Source organism: Nocardiopsis sp. CC223A (assembly GCF_030766825.1).
Lineage (GTDB): Bacteria > Actinomycetota > Actinomycetes > Streptosporangiales > Streptosporangiaceae > Nocardiopsis.
Genome location: NZ_JASFDV010000021.1, coordinates 51,607 through 65,210, shown reverse-complemented (window position 1 = coordinate 65,210; position 13,604 = coordinate 51,607). Strand labels below are relative to the sequence as shown.

Below are 13,604 nucleotides of genomic sequence, written 5' to 3'. Positions count from 1 at the left end.
GTCACGCCTCCGTGATGGTGCCGACGAGGTTGTACAGGGTGCCGTCGACGGTGACGTTGGAGTACAGGGTCGCGTTGGCGAAGTCCTCCACGTGGGTCACGGTGGCACCGCCGGCCTCGGTCCACGAGTTCAGGTAGACGCCCTCGCGAATCTTCTTCAGGTTGAGCCTGACCGTCTCGGCGTGGCCGTCCGGCGTGAGCCCTCCGCCCTCCTCGACGACGAAGCTGCCCTGCGACGGCGAGTCGAAGGTGAACTTCACCTTCAACGGCCCCAGGTCGAATCTGTAGCTCTTGCCGACCAATTGCGCGGTCATGGATTTCCTGCCTCTCACTGCCGGAGAATCCGGCGGTCGGGTTGAAAGGTCACGTCGGAGAGGTGTTCCGGCCGCTCTTGCTGTTCGGCGGGGCCGCGGTGTCCTTCGGAGCCGGAGCCACGCTGAGGCGGATCGCGTCGGCCCAGGGGTCCTCGAAGCGGACCGTCCGGCCGTCGTCCCGGACCTTGACCCGGTAGTGCCGCATGAGCTCGGTCGGTTCGCCGACGTCGTCGGCGGAGGGCACCTCGATGTCCACCCGTCCCAGGTCGGGGGTCTGCCGGCGGCGACCGGCGCTCCGGCTCTTTCGGACGTTCATCGCCATGTGGTGGTATTCCCCCGCGCCGACGAACACGGCCTGGTCCCCCAGGGCCAACGGCACGTCGAAGCCCCCGGCCCGGAGGCGTGGAAGCCGCGCGGTCCGGACGTCACCGACGGAGGGTGGGCGGTCATTCCGTCGAGGTCCGCGACGTTCGGTGCGACGGCGCCCATCGAGGTGTCGGCCGCGAGGTGTGCACCTGTGCCCATGGTCCTCTCCCGCTTGCTCGAATGCCGTCGCCTCATCCGACGCGGCGGTACTCCAGCGCACCCGAGGGACAGCGCCGCACCACCTCGGCCGTGCGATCGGCGGAGGCGTTGTCCGGTCGGATCCACGGACGCCGCCCGATGTCGAACACCTCGGGCAGGCCGCGGACGCACTCGGCGGCGTGCCGGCAGCGCGCCGCCTCGAAGGTGACCGCGATCGAACGCCCCTCGTACGTCTTCTTTCCGGATCCGCCGCTCATGCCTGCCCCCGTCACCGCGGTGCCCTTCGTCGACCGGCCTGGGCCGGTCCGGGCCTGCTTGGTTTGATCTGGTCGTCAGGCTAGCAACATGTAGTTGACTCATCAACCCATTTGCTGAGAATTGGCCGAACGGACCCAGGCCTTCGCAACGCCGAAAACCCACTTCAGGGCAGCTTTCCGGTACTCCTCGGCGGCACTGAAATTTGGTGATTAGTCAACCAATAGAGTTGAATCATGAACATCGCTGCCGGAGCGCCGGCGGTCCGGCAGCAGAGCGACCATCGGGGGAGGGCGATCCGACCGACGATGTCAGCCGGAGCCCGGCCCGCCCAGGGCCGCGGCCGCCTGGGCACCGAGCCAGGACTCGGCCCGTCCGTGGTCCCAGCCGCAGTCCTTGAGCAGGGTGCGCCAGGCTGCGATCCCGAAGTAGAACCAGAGGCGGTCCGAGACCTCATCGACGTCCAGGCGCTCGGACACGAACCCCTTCGCGACGAGGACGGCCGCGGCTTCGCGCAGCGCGCCGCGGTAGCTCCCCATGACCTGCCCCCAGATGCGGTCGGCGCTCTCGTCGCCCAGCGAGGCGTACAGCAGGTCGATCGAGTCGCTGAAGCGTTCGTGGTCGGAACGGGTCCCCCGGGCGAGGCAGGCGGTGGCCGCGGCCAGGTCGGGGGCGGAACGGAGCTCCTCGATGGTCGCAGGGGCCGCGGATTCGGCCACGTCCAGCCTGAGCAGCTCGCGCAGGATCTCGGCCTTGGTTCCGGCGCTGGCGTACACCGTCTTGACCGCGGTTCCCGCCTCGCGGGCGATGTCGGCCATGGTCACGTGTGAGTACCCGCGACCGACGAACAGCTTGCGCGCCGCTTGGAGGATCTCCTCGCGGGTGCGGGCGGCGTCGCGTTCACGGCGGGGGGATCGGTAGGCCCTGGGCTGGGAAGACACCCGTGGATTCTATCTGCTACACGCTTGACGTATTCAATGCACACTGTCTAACCTCAATTCTGGCCGCCAGCGGGGCCGCACCGCCGAGTGCGCGGCCCGAACCCAGTGAAACGAGGTTCACCATGGACCCGGAAGCGGCACCGGTCACCTCGAATGAGCTGCCCCCCGACGCGCCCTCCGCCCGGATGACGGGGATGCTGTCGGGGTTCGCCGCCTCCCGGGCCCCCTACGCGGTCGCCGGACTCGATCTCGCGGCGAAGCTGCTCGCGGGACCGCGCACGGCCGCCGACCCGGCGGAGGAGGCCGGCGTACCGGAGGACCCACTGCGCCGGGTCCTGCACACCCTCGGCGGTGTCGGTGCGGTGACCTACCAGGAGGGCGGCCGCCGCGCCGCCACCTCCCGGACGCGCGCGGCCGGACCGGCCGACCGGGTGAGCGCGGTCGGCGGCGGCTTCTCCGCCGGGGTGCCCTCGGCCGACGTCCGCCTGCTCTCCGCGGTCCTGCACGACCGGTCCGACGAGGACCGCGCGCGGCTGCTCGCGTGTATCACCGAGGCGGCCCGACCGGGCGCCCGACTCGCTGCCGTCTTCGGGCGACGGGCCGCACCCGGGCGAGTCGAGCGATCCGATCATGTTGACGGTGGCGGGCGGGCGGGAACGTACCGAGTCCGAGTACACGGCTCTTCCGGGCGCTGCCGGGTTCGTCGTCGACAGGACCGTCGTGGTCCCGGCCGGCGTCACCGCGCCGTCGAGGCGACCCTCAAGGCCGATCGAAGACCGCACGCCGGGTCCTCACCGGGGCGTCGGCCCGCCCCGTCCCGCCTTCTCTTCGAAGCCGACCGGCGGACGACGGCACCGAGTCGCCGGTCGGCACGGCCGAGCCTGCCGAAGGCGGCGATCGAGCACGGATTCCCATCAGCGGCCGGAGGGACCGGGTGGCCGGTCCTTTCGGGCCGCTCGAAGGCAACGGGCCATCAGCCGCACCCGGCTCCTCCGGGCGCCGGAACCTCGGTTCCGGACACCTACGACACCAAGGACATCCCATGACCGTGCCCGTGAGCGAGCAGCCCGACTTCAGCGGGCTGCGCGCGCTCTACATCAACTGCACCCTCAACCGGTCCCCGCAGCTCAGCCACACACAGGGGGTGATCGACCGCAGCGCGGCGATCATGGAGGCGAACGGGGTCGGCGTGGACCGGTTCCGCGCCGTCGACCACGACATCGCCACCGGAGTCCGCCCGGACATGACCGAGCACGGGTGGGAGACCGACGAGTGGCCCGCGCTGCTGGAGCGGGTCCTGGCCGCCGACATCCTGGTCATCGCCGGACCGATCTGGCTGGGCGACAACAGTTCGGTGACCCGCCGGGTGATCGAGCGGCTCTACGGCTACTCCGGCGTGCTCAACGAGCAGGGGCAGTACGCCTACTACGGGCGCGTGGGCGGCACCCTGCTCACCGGCAACGAGGACGGCCTCAAGCACTGCGCGATGAACATCCTCTTCAGCCTCCAGCACATCGGCTACACGATCCCGCCCCAGGCCGATGCCGGTTGGATCGGTGAGGTCGGCCCCGGCCCGTCCTACCTGGACGAGGGTTCCGGCGGCCCGGAGAACGACTTCGCCAACCGCAACATCAGCTTCATGACCCACAACCTGATGCACACGGCCGCGATGCTCCGCCGCGCCGGCGGCTTCCCGGCCTACGGTAACCAGCGCGCCGCCTGGGACGCCGGCTGTAGTCCCGACAACGCCAACCCCGAGCACCGCTGACCGTCGGGGAGGGCCGACGCGGATCCGCGGGAAGGCCGTGCCGCCGAATCAGTCCACCTGCTTCTCCATATGTTCCTGGACGCGATGACAGAGTCGGGCGAAGGTGGTGAGCTGGTTCGGGGTCAGGGCATCGATGAACAGGCGGCGGACGTGCTCGACGTGCACGGGTGCGGCCTCCCGGATCGCCTGGTAGCCGAGCGGAGTGGCGACCACGAACGCTCCGCGCGCGTCGTCGGGGCATTCCCTCTTGGTCACGAGTCCGCGCTTCGCCATCCGCGTGACCTGGTGGGACATACGGCTCTTCTCCCATTCGGCGAGCTTGGCCAGTTCCAGGAAGCGCATCTGGCCGTCCTTCGCCTCGGTGAGCCGGACGAGCACCATGTAGTCCGCGGCGGACAGTCCGGAGTCGGAGCGGACGAGGCGGGACAGTCTTCCGATGAGTGCTTCCTGCATACGGATGAAGTTCTCCCAGGCCCTCTGTTCGTCCTGGCTGAGCCAGCGTGGTTCCTCATTCATGGGAGCAGTTTACAGAATTCGTTGACACTTCATCGAAATGAGCCCGCACGACGACGGCGGCGGACCCCCGGCGGCCCGGCATCCCGCCCCGGGTCTCGTTCGGGCAGGGTGGAGAGGGTGAGAGGGCAGGGCGAGGAGCCGCCCGATGCTCGGCGGCGCACCCGCCGAACCGGCCGGTGCCACCGTCCGCGCACTGCGCCGCCGCCACCGGATCGGCCTGCCGTCCGAGCCCCCGCGCTCGACCGGGGGCTGCCGGCGCTACGACGCGGGCGACCTCGTGCGGCTCCTGCGGATCACGAGGTCGACCGCGCTGGGCGTGCCCCTGTCCGCGCTCCCGTCGGTACCGGATGATCCGGAGGCCGCGGAGGCGCCGCTGGACGGGCCCGACCGCGAGGCGGCCGCCGGGACCGAACGGCTCAGCGCCCGGCGGTCCGCCCGCGCCGCCCCCGTGCGTCACCCCTGGCCGGGGGCGCTGTAGGCGTCGGCCTGGAGGGTGTACAGCTCCCGGTACCGCCCCGGCACGGCCATCAGCTCGGCGTGGGTACCGTGTTCGATGACCCGGCCCCGGTCCAGGACGTAGATGCGGTCCGCCATCCGCACCGAGGCCATGCGGTGGGTGATGAGCACGACGGCCGCCCCGGTGCGGTCGGCGTGCTCGCCGATGGTGGTGAAGAAGCGGGCCTCGGCGCGGGCGTCCAGCGCCGAGGTGGGTTCGTCCGCGATGAGCAGGTCGGCGGGGCGGTAGAAGCCGCGGGCCCCGGCGATGCGCTGCCACTGGCCTCCGGACAGGTTGACGCCGGAGGCGAAGGTGGTGTCCAGCAGGGTGTTCCAGCCGCGCGGGAGTTCGGCGACCACCTCGTCGGTGCCGCTGAGGCGGGCGGCGTGTGCCAGCCGGTCCGGGTCGCAGTCCTGGGCCATGGTGACGTTGCGGCGGGCGGTCATGGGCCAGCGGGTGTGGTCCTGGATGATGACGCTGATCCGTTCGCGGACCGCCGGGCCGATCGCGGTGAAATCGGTGCCGTTCCAGGTGACCGTGCCCTCCTGGGGTTCGTAGAGCCCGCCGAGCAGCCGGGCCAGGGTCGACTTGCCGGACCCGTTCTCACCCACCAGGGCGATGGTCTCGCCCTTCTCGACGTGCACGTTCACCCCGTGCAGGGCGGGGGCACCGCCGGTGGGGTAGGTGAAGACCGCGTCGCGCACCTCCAGCCGCTCCAGCCGGGCCGGGGGCGGTGCGGTGGGCGGGGCGGGCAGGTGCGCCCGGGCCAGGGCGCAGTACTCGGTGAAGTCGGCGAAGTACAGCCCCGACTCGTACACCCTGTTCAGCAGGTACAGGAGGTTCTGCATCTGGCCCTGGGTGCGCTGGAGGGCCAGCACGGCGGTGCCCACGGCGGCCAGCGGCATCATCCCCGACACCAGCAGCGCGCCCAGGGAGACGTAGGTGAGGGTGGTCGCCGCCCCCGAGGCGAGGCCGCCCACCGCCCGGGTGCGGGTCTGCGACCAGGCCACCGCCAGCATGGTCTCGCGCTCCCGGTCCGCGAGGTCGCCGTAGTCGGCCATCAGGGAGTCCCGCATCGTGTAGGAGCGCAGTTCCGCGGCGGAGTCGCGCGAGGCCATGCGGTCGCCGAGGATCCACCGCCGCCGGCGCCCGGTGCTGAGCCTGCGCTGGGCCTCGTACTCCATCCGCGCCGCCCGGGTGGCCGCCCAGCCGGTGGGCACGACGCCCACCACCAGCAGGAGCAGCAGCAGTGGGTGGAGCACGGCGAGCACCCCGCCCATGGAGGCCAGCGAGACCAGTCCGGCCAGCCCCTCCAGGGTGGCGGTGACCATCCGCGGCACCTCGTACATGCCCCGGTCGCGGGCCCGGTACATCGCGTCGGCCCACTCCTCGTCGTCGAACGCGACCAGGTGCGCCCGGGTGGTGAGGCCGAACAGCTCCAGTTCGACCAGACGCTCGGCCTGGGTGCCCAGCCGGGACAGGGCCAGCTCCGAGACCAGCCGGACGGTGCCCGACAGGGCCGCCACACCGGCCACGACCGCCACCGCGGGCAGTGCCGCCTCGACCCGGGCGGTGATGGGGCCCGGGGCGAGCAGGGCGTCGAGCACCCGGGTCACCGAGACCAGGCTCACCGCCGCCAGGACGGCGGCGACGGTGCTCGCCCCCAGGGCGACCAGCAGGTCGCGCCGGCCGGCGCGCCAGGCCCACCCGACGGCGGCCGCGGTGAGGGAGGGCACGCGGGTCAGCTTGGCCCACAGCCCGGTGCGTACCAGCTCTTCGGTGAAGAAGTTCCACTTGGTGGCGGAGAGGTCCTCCTCCGAACCGGTGTCGGAGGGGGCGGCGGCCGCGGGCTCTGCGGGGGCGGCGGCCGGTGCGGGTGCGGTGGGTCGCTTGCGGGATCGACGCATCGAACTCCTCATTGATCCGGGGGCGTCGGCTGTGTGATCCTGCCTCCGGCGATCCGGTGTCCGCCACGGCTTTTCGAGACGGGGGAGGGTTGTGGTGGGGCCTGATCCGTGTTCGCGGGCACGGCGGCGGTGCGGGGGTACCGGTGCCGTGGGCGGACCCGGTCCGACCGGCCTCCGGGAGATTCCGGTGATCGGTGCGGTCCGGATCCGCACGGGAATCGGACCGGACGCAAACCCCGCGTCCCGCCGACCGCCACCCGTCGGGGACGGGGCGGGGGCGCGGTTCGCGGTGTCGGCGCGGCCTGCGCTGCGGGGGACGAAGTCCGCCGGCCCTCGCGCACGGTCACGTTCGCGCGAAGGAAACGAGAGCCCTCCCCGGGACGCGGCCGAGGCGCTGGACGCACTCCTGGACCCGGCCGGCCCGGTCCATCCGGCGCTGCGCGTCCAGGCGGCCGACCTGCGGGTGCGCGGGCGTTGCGGCCGCGGCCGCGGCACCGCCTGCTTCGGGCGCGGGACGGCCCCGGCGGCCCCGGCGGCGCCGGGGGAGGCGGGGGAGGCGGGGGAGGCGGGCCCGCGGATCGCGGCCCGGGCGCCGGTCCTCGTGGAGGACGGCCGCCTGTCCTGGCCGGAGGCCGGTGGTGTCCCGCCGAGGGGTGCGACTCCGTTCGGCCCCCGGGTACCGAAGGCGACAACGCTCCGGTCGGCGAGTCCTTGCCCGGACAGCCGGTGTTCTCACACCACTCGACGGGACATGACCCGGAGGTCTCCTGCCGGAGCGATGACACGCTCACCCCGGCGGGGGCCGCCGGGGTGCTGCGCGCCCGGAGACACCCGGGTCCGGGGGCTGAAATCTAGCCCGTAAAGGCATATGTCCTTTTTGCTCGATGGGGCGATAGGGGAGGTGCCGCATCAGGGGGACCGCCAGCGCAGCAGCTCCAGGGCGGCGGCGACGTCCACGGGGTTCTCGGCCAGGGGGCGGGGCAGCAGTTCGTCGGCGCGGGCCAGGCGCCGCACCACCGTGTTGCGGTGGGTGTAGCAGCGCTCGGCGGTGAGGGAGGCGTTGCCCAGGGCATGCACGTAGGCCAGCACGGTCTCCCGGAGGGTGGGGTCGGCGGTGGCCAGGCCGCCCAGGACGTCGTTCACGAACCCGTCGGCCTGGGAGGGGGAGTCGGAGAGCAGGGCGGCGAGCCGGACGTCGCCGTAGCGGACGCAGCGCCGAGTGGGGGAGGCGGCGAGCATCCGCTGGGCGGCGGCCGCGTCGAAGTGGCTGCGGCGGAACCCGTCCACACCGGTCCCGGGGCGGCCCACCGCCAGGCGGGCGTCCGGGTGGGCGGCCAGCGCTCCCTCCAGGTCCTCCTGCGAGGGGGCGGCGGCGACCGGGAGCCACACCCACAGGGCGGTGGCCCCGGCGATGACGGTCAGCCGGTGGGCGGCCGCCGCGGCGCGGGCCACGTTCTCGGCCGCCGCCTCCAGCCGGTCGCTCGCGTCGCCCCACAGGACGGCGGCGGTGTGCGGGCCCGACAGGGGGTGGCGCAGTCGCTGCTCGGCCCGGGCGCGCCCGATGGGGGCGCCCTCCAGCAGGAGGGTGACGGCGGCGCGGCGCTCGGCGTGGCTGCCGCGGGTGAGCTCGACGCGTTCGACCCGCATGCGTTCGGACAGTGCGTTGATGGTGTCGTCGATGAAGGTGTTGATGGACAGCGAGGACACCTCCAGCAGCTCGCGCAGCTCGACCGGGTCGGCGGTCAGCCCGAAGCAGATGTCCATCCAGCGGCGCCAGGCGATGTTCTGCCCGTTGCGGAAGGAGTCCAGGGCGCCCTCGTCCAGGCCGCGCCGGACCAGGTCGCGGGAGGCCTCCAGCAGCTCGGGGCGCAGGTCGACGGGTACCCTCTCGCCGGGGCGGGCCAGGTTGGCGGCGACCCAGTGGCGCAGGTTGGCCAGGTTGGCGCCGCGGATCTCCGCGGCCAGCACCGGGTCCTCGGCGACCGGTCGCATCCGCTCCCCGCTCAGGGAGGCGGAGTGCAACTGCTCCACCCAGTCCCGGGGCGGGTCCAGGGCGAGTTCGGCCCCGCGCCGGAACAGCTCCAGGACGCGGGGTGAGAGGGTCGGCCAGGAAGAGGTCGCCGTAGCGTTGTGCACCACCCGACCCAGGATCATGGTGCACGGTGCGCTGGCACAACATGGCCTGGATCACACAGGGTGGTAACGGCGCGCCGAACGGAGGAGAGCGGTCCATGACCAATGAGCGGACAGAGGTGGAGCACCTGGACGTGCTCGTCGTCGGGGCGGGCATCTCCGGGATCGGGGCCGCGCGGTACCTGAGGGAGCACCACCCCGGCAAGCGGTTCGCGATCCTGGAGGCCCGGGCGGCCGCCGGCGGCACCTGGGACCTGTTCCGGTACCCGGGCATCCGCTCGGACTCGGACCTGCACACCTTCGGCTACGAGTTCAAGCCGTGGCGGGACCGGCAGGCCATCGCCGACGCCGACCGCATCCTGGCCTACCTGCGGGAGACGGTCGAGGAGAACGCCCTGGGGCCGCACATCCGGTACCACCACCGGATGCTGGGCGCCGAGTGGTCGAGCGAGCGGGCGCGGTGGCTGGTGGAGGTGGAGCGCACCGACACCGGGGAGCGGCTGCGGCTGAGCGCCGGGTGGCTGTTCAGCGCCTCCGGCTACTACCGCTACGACGAGGGCTTCACCCCGCACTTCGAGGGCCGCGAGCGGTTCGCGGGCACGGTCGTGCACCCCCAGCACTGGCCGCAGGACCTGGACTACACGGGCAAGAGGGTCGTGGTGATCGGCAGCGGGGCCACCGCGGTCACGCTGGTCCCGGCGATGGCGGGGCAGGCCGGGCACGTCACCATGGTGCAGCGCACGCCCACGTACGTGATGCCGGTGCCGCGCGGGGACGCGCTGGCCGACCGGTTGCGCAAGGTGTTCGGGGACGAGCGGGGGTACCGGATGGCCCGGCGCAAGAACATCTGGAAGGGCGCCCTGGTCTGGGGGTTCTGCCGGCGTTTCCCCAGGGTCGCGCGCAGGCTCATCCGCCGGGTGACGATCGCGCAGCTGCCCGCCGGGTATCCGGTGGACGAGCACTTCGACCCGCCCTACGACCCCTGGGACCAGCGGCTGTGCGCGGCGCCCGACGGTGACTTCTTCCGGGCGATCCGCTCGGGGAGGGCGTCGGTGGTGACCGACCGGATCGCCTCCTTCACCGAGAAGGGGCTGCTGCTGGAGTCGGGCCGGGAGGTGGAGGCCGACGTCATCGTCACCGCCACCGGCCTGAACCTACAGGCGTTCGGCGGTGTGGGGCTGACGGTGGACGGTACGCCGGTGCGCCTGGCCGACACGGTGGCCTACAAGGGGATGATGCTGTCGGGGGTGCCCAACCTGGCGTTCGCGATCGGGTACACCAACGCGTCGTGGACGCTCAAGATCGGCCTGCTGTGCGAGCACTTCTGCCGCCTGCTGGAGCACATGGACGCCCGCGGGTACGACACCTGCGTGCCCGAGCCCTCGGACCCGGACATGCCCACGCGCCCGCTGCTGGACTTCGCCGCCGGGTACGTGCGCCGGTCGGTGGCGGAGCTGCCCCGGCAGGGCGACCGCAGCCCGTGGCTGACCTCGACGAGCTACACCTCGGACGTGGCGCTGCTGCGGGCGGACCGGGTGGTCGACCCCGAGCTGCGCTTCGCGAGGGCGGCGGCGCCGGTGCGGACGGAGACGTCGGCGTGACGGGGGCGGACCGGTTCGCGGACCTGCCGGACGGCACGCGGATCTGCTACCGGGTCCAGGGGCCGCCGGACGGGGTCCCGGTGCTGCTCATCGCCGGTCTGGGGCTGGACCTGACGTCGTGGCCCCGGCGGATGGTCGACGGGCTCCTGGAGCAGGGGGCGCGGGTGGTGGTGTTCGACAACCGGGACGCGGGGCGCTCCACGCGGGTGCCGACGCCGTCGCCGTCCCCGCTGCACAGTGTGCTGGGCCGGCCGCGCCCGGACTCCTACGACCTGGGGGCCATGGCGGCGGACACCGTGGGCCTGCTGGACCACCTGGGCATCGGACGCGCCCACCTGGTGGGGATGTCGATGGGCGGCATGATCGGGCAGACCCTGGCGGCACGCCACCCCGACCGGGCGGCGACGCTCACGTCGATCTTCTCCACCACGGGGGAGCGGCGGGTGGGCCGGGTGGCGTGGTCGACCCTGGCGCGCATGGGCGGGCGGCCGGCGCGCACGGCCGAGGAGTCCGTGCGCAGGCACCTGGCGTTCCTGCGGCACATCGGGTCGGCGGTCTTCCCGCCCGACCCGGACGAGGAGGCCGCCTGGGCGAGGGGGCTGTGGGAGCGGGCCGGGGGAGTGCGGGCCCGCAGCGGGGTGCCGCGGCAGATCGGGGCCGTGCACGCCTCGGGCGACCGCACCCGGGAGCTGGCGCGGATCGGCGCCCCCACGCTCGTGGTGCACGGGGACGTGGACCTCATGGTGCACCCCAGCGGCGGGCGGGCCACCGCGCGGGCCGTGCCGGGGGCCCGGTTCGTGGAGATCGCGGGGATGGCCCACCACCTCGCCCCGGGGGTGGTGGACCGGCTGACGGGTCTGATCGCCGACCACACCGCACGCGTCGGGAGCTGACCCGGGCGGGCCGGTGCGCGCACCGGCCCGCCCGGGCGCGACCGTCAGCCCGTGACGCCGCTCAGCTCGTTGGGGGTGCCGTCGAGGGTGACCGAGGCGGTGGCCTCGCCGGTCTCCAGGTCCACGGCGTGCACCTGGCGGGTGGCGGGGTCGGTCACGTACGCGGTGCCGCCGCGGACGAACAGGGTCGGGCGGGGCTGCTGCCACTCCAGCGGCTCCTCCCAGGCGTCCATCAGCTCGATGGAGTCGACCAGTTCGGCCTTCTCGGGGTCGATGACGTGCAGCGACCCGTCGGTGCCCAGGACCAGGCCCTCCTCCTGCGGGCCGCGGCCCAGGGAACGGAAGGTGTAGCTGGAGGGCAGGTCGACCAGGGCCAGGGAGGCGTCGCGGGTGTCGATCAGGGCGACCCGCTCGGGGCGCTCCAGTTCGGCGTCCGGGTCGGTCTTGTAGTCGCCCAGGACGATGGGCGAGGTGTCGGACCCGGCCTGGTTGCCGATGCGGCCGTAGTCGTGCTCGGCGTCGACCTTGGTGAACGCGCCGTCGCTGTAGATCAGGGCGCCGTCCTCGCAGCCGATGACGACCATCTCGCCTTCGGCGGTGGTCTCTCCGTGGACGCCGGGGCAGTCCTCGTTGCGCGCGATCTCCTCGCCGTCGGCGTCCAGGGCGAGGGCGCCCACGCGGCTCTCCTCGTTGCCGATGGTGACCAGGAACTCTCCGTTCTCCAGTTCCACGGCCACGCCGTGGTGCGGCTCCTCGGCGGTGTAGACGTCCAGGTCCTCGGGGAGCCCGTCGCCCAGGGCGTCGGAGTCGAAGGTGGTCACCTCGCCGCTGCCGTCGGCGAACAGCACGGTGCGCCCGGCGTGGCGGACGACGTGGCCGGGGGTGTCGGCGGCGAACACGGTGTCGGTGAGTTCGCCCGCGGCGGCGTCCAGGACCTGGAAGCCTTCGGGGGTGGAGACGAGCACGTGGCGGTCGTCGCCTGCGGGGTTGAGCCGGTTGAAGCCCTCAAGCTCGATGTCCCGGGCGACCTCCAGGGTCTCGCCGTCCAGGACGTAGACGCCGCCGTCGTAGGCGACCGCGATCGGGTTCTCGACGGTGATCTCGGCGGGGGTGTCGGCGGCGGCCTCCTCGGCGGCTCCGTCCCGGCCGGTTCCGCAGGCGGTCAGCAGCAGCGCGGCGGACAGGGAGACGGGGAGTGCCGCCCTGGTCACGGTGTGCGGTGTCCTCATGGTGTTCTGGTCCTCGTGTTCTTCGGGGTGGTTTCTCAGGGGACGGTGTTCTCCGGGGCGCGGGCCGCGCCCCGGCCGGGGGGTAGGGGTCAGGGCGCGGTGAGGCCTTCGACGATGGCCGTGGTGTTGGAGCGCATCATGTCCAGGTAGGTGGGCGCTCCCCCGTCTTCGCCGGTCAGCGATTCGGAGTAGAGCGGGATGACGTCGATCTCCACGCCGGCCTGTTCGGCCATGACCGTGGCCAGGCGGTCGGGCTGGGAGGAGTCGGCGAACACCGCCCGTACTCCGGCGGCCTCGACCGCTTCGGCGAGGGATCGCAGGTCCGATGCGCTGGGGGAGGCCAGGGTGGTGCCGGAGGGGATGACCGCGCCGATGACCTCGAAGTCGTAGCGGTCGGCGAGGTAGCCGAAGACGTGGTGGTTGGTCACCAGCTTGCGTTCCTCGTCGGGGATCGCGGCGAACTCGTCGGTCATCCACCCGTCCAGTTCGTCCAGTTCCCCGCCGTAGGCTTCGGCGTTGGCCCGGACCGCCGCGGCGTCGACCCCGTCGACCCGCTCGATGACCTGGTCGGCGATGAGGTCCACGGCGGTGGCGACCCGCCCGGGGTCGGTCCAGAAGTGGGGGTCGGGCTCGCCCTCGTTCTCGTCGGAGGTGTAGGGCAGGGGGTCCACGGCCTCGCCCACCGCGAGGGCGGGCACGCCCGCCTCCTCGGCGGCCGCCACGTTGCGGGCCACGCCCTCCTCCAGGCCCAGGCCGTTGTGCACCACCAGGGCGGCGCCCTCGATGAGGGCGGCCTCCTGCGCGGAGATCCCGAAGGAGTGGGGGTCGGCGTCGGGTCTCATCAGGACGGTCACCTCGGCCTGGTCGCCGACCACGGCGCGGGTGAGGTCGCCGAGGATGTTGGTGGTGACCACGATCCCCTCGCCGGGGCCGTCGCCGGTGGAGCAGGACGTGAGCCCGAGGGCCGCGGCCAGGGCCAGGGCGAGCGCGGCGGTGCGCGGTCGCGGGGTGTCGGGGCTGATCATCG

The 13,604-nt window shown here is 72.9% G+C and carries 14 protein-coding genes; 5 read left to right on the top strand and 9 right to left on the bottom strand.

The features are described from left to right. Position 1: 1 nt before the first annotated feature. The 4 genes from QJS33_RS11290 to QJS33_RS11275 all read right to left on the bottom strand — a co-directional run bounded on the left by QJS33_RS11290 (position 2) and on the right by QJS33_RS11275 (position 2,034). Entirely contained in the window at positions 2-313 is a 312-nt protein-coding gene (locus QJS33_RS11290; protein WP_306367866.1) for a hypothetical protein, read from the bottom strand. 49 nt (positions 314-362) lie between these two features. Further along, entirely contained in the window at positions 363-692 is a 330-nt protein-coding gene (locus tag QJS33_RS11285; protein WP_306367865.1) for a hypothetical protein, read from the bottom strand. 178 nt (positions 693-870) lie between these two features. After that, positions 871-1,095, bottom strand: a complete 225-nt coding sequence (locus tag QJS33_RS11280; protein WP_306367864.1) for a (4Fe-4S)-binding protein — start codon at positions 1,093-1,095, stop codon at positions 871-873. A gap of 309 nt (positions 1,096-1,404) precedes the next feature. Beyond that, entirely contained in the window at positions 1,405-2,034 is a 630-nt protein-coding gene (locus QJS33_RS11275; RefSeq protein ID WP_306367863.1) for a TetR/AcrR family transcriptional regulator, read from the bottom strand. Between the two features lie 122 nt (positions 2,035-2,156). Here QJS33_RS11275 and QJS33_RS31395 point away from each other — a divergent pair, with 122 nt between their 5' ends. Then, positions 2,157-3,080, top strand: coding sequence for a methyltransferase (locus QJS33_RS31395; RefSeq protein ID WP_372339640.1), 924 nt, complete (start codon positions 2,157-2,159; stop codon positions 3,078-3,080). Continuing rightward, positions 3,077-3,802 (top strand): flavodoxin family protein, encoded by a 726-nt coding sequence (locus QJS33_RS11270; protein WP_306367862.1) that lies wholly within the window; start codon positions 3,077-3,079, stop codon positions 3,800-3,802. The genes QJS33_RS31395 and QJS33_RS11270 overlap by 4 nt, the downstream gene beginning before the upstream one ends. A gap of 48 nt (positions 3,803-3,850) precedes the next feature. On the opposite strand, the gene QJS33_RS11265 is transcribed toward QJS33_RS11270, so the two are convergent. Then, a complete protein-coding gene (locus tag QJS33_RS11265) occupies positions 3,851-4,318 on the bottom strand; it encodes a MarR family winged helix-turn-helix transcriptional regulator (RefSeq protein WP_306367861.1) in 468 nt (155 codons plus the stop codon). 145 nt (positions 4,319-4,463) lie between these two features. Here QJS33_RS11265 and QJS33_RS11260 point away from each other — a divergent pair, with 145 nt between their 5' ends. Next, a complete protein-coding gene (locus tag QJS33_RS11260; RefSeq protein WP_306367860.1) occupies positions 4,464-4,796 on the top strand; it encodes a MerR family transcriptional regulator in 333 nt (110 codons plus the stop codon). On the opposite strand, the gene QJS33_RS11255 is transcribed toward QJS33_RS11260, so the two are convergent. Next, positions 4,772-6,721: an ABC transporter ATP-binding protein gene (locus QJS33_RS11255; protein ID WP_306367859.1), complete on the bottom strand. Its 1,950-nt coding sequence runs from the start codon at positions 6,719-6,721 to the stop codon at positions 4,772-4,774. The genes QJS33_RS11260 and QJS33_RS11255 overlap by 25 nt on opposite strands. A gap of 909 nt (positions 6,722-7,630) precedes the next feature. Then, on the bottom strand, positions 7,631-8,860 hold the full coding sequence (locus tag QJS33_RS11250) for a CdaR family transcriptional regulator (RefSeq protein ID WP_306367858.1): 1,230 nt from the start codon (positions 8,858-8,860) through the stop codon (positions 7,631-7,633). Between the two features lie 92 nt (positions 8,861-8,952). Here QJS33_RS11250 and QJS33_RS11245 point away from each other — a divergent pair, with 92 nt between their 5' ends. Next, positions 8,953-10,455 (top strand): NAD(P)/FAD-dependent oxidoreductase, encoded by a 1,503-nt coding sequence (locus QJS33_RS11245; protein ID WP_306367857.1) that lies wholly within the window; start codon positions 8,953-8,955, stop codon positions 10,453-10,455. Next, positions 10,452-11,348 (top strand): alpha/beta fold hydrolase, encoded by an 897-nt coding sequence (locus QJS33_RS11240; protein ID WP_306367856.1) that lies wholly within the window; start codon positions 10,452-10,454, stop codon positions 11,346-11,348. Before QJS33_RS11245 ends, QJS33_RS11240 begins: the two co-directional genes overlap by 4 nt. A 44-nt stretch (positions 11,349-11,392) precedes the next feature. Here QJS33_RS11240 and aztD read toward each other — a convergent pair whose 3' ends face one another. After that, positions 11,393-12,577 (bottom strand): zinc metallochaperone AztD, encoded by a 1,185-nt coding sequence (aztD, locus tag QJS33_RS11235; RefSeq protein ID WP_306367855.1) that lies wholly within the window; start codon positions 12,575-12,577, stop codon positions 11,393-11,395. A gap of 89 nt (positions 12,578-12,666) precedes the next feature. Beyond that, the gene (gene aztC, locus QJS33_RS11230) at positions 12,667-13,602 is read right to left on the bottom strand and encodes a zinc ABC transporter substrate-binding protein AztC (RefSeq protein WP_306367854.1); all 936 of its coding nucleotides are present in this window, start codon (positions 13,600-13,602) and stop codon (positions 12,667-12,669) included. Between the last annotated feature and the right edge of the window lie 2 nt (positions 13,603-13,604).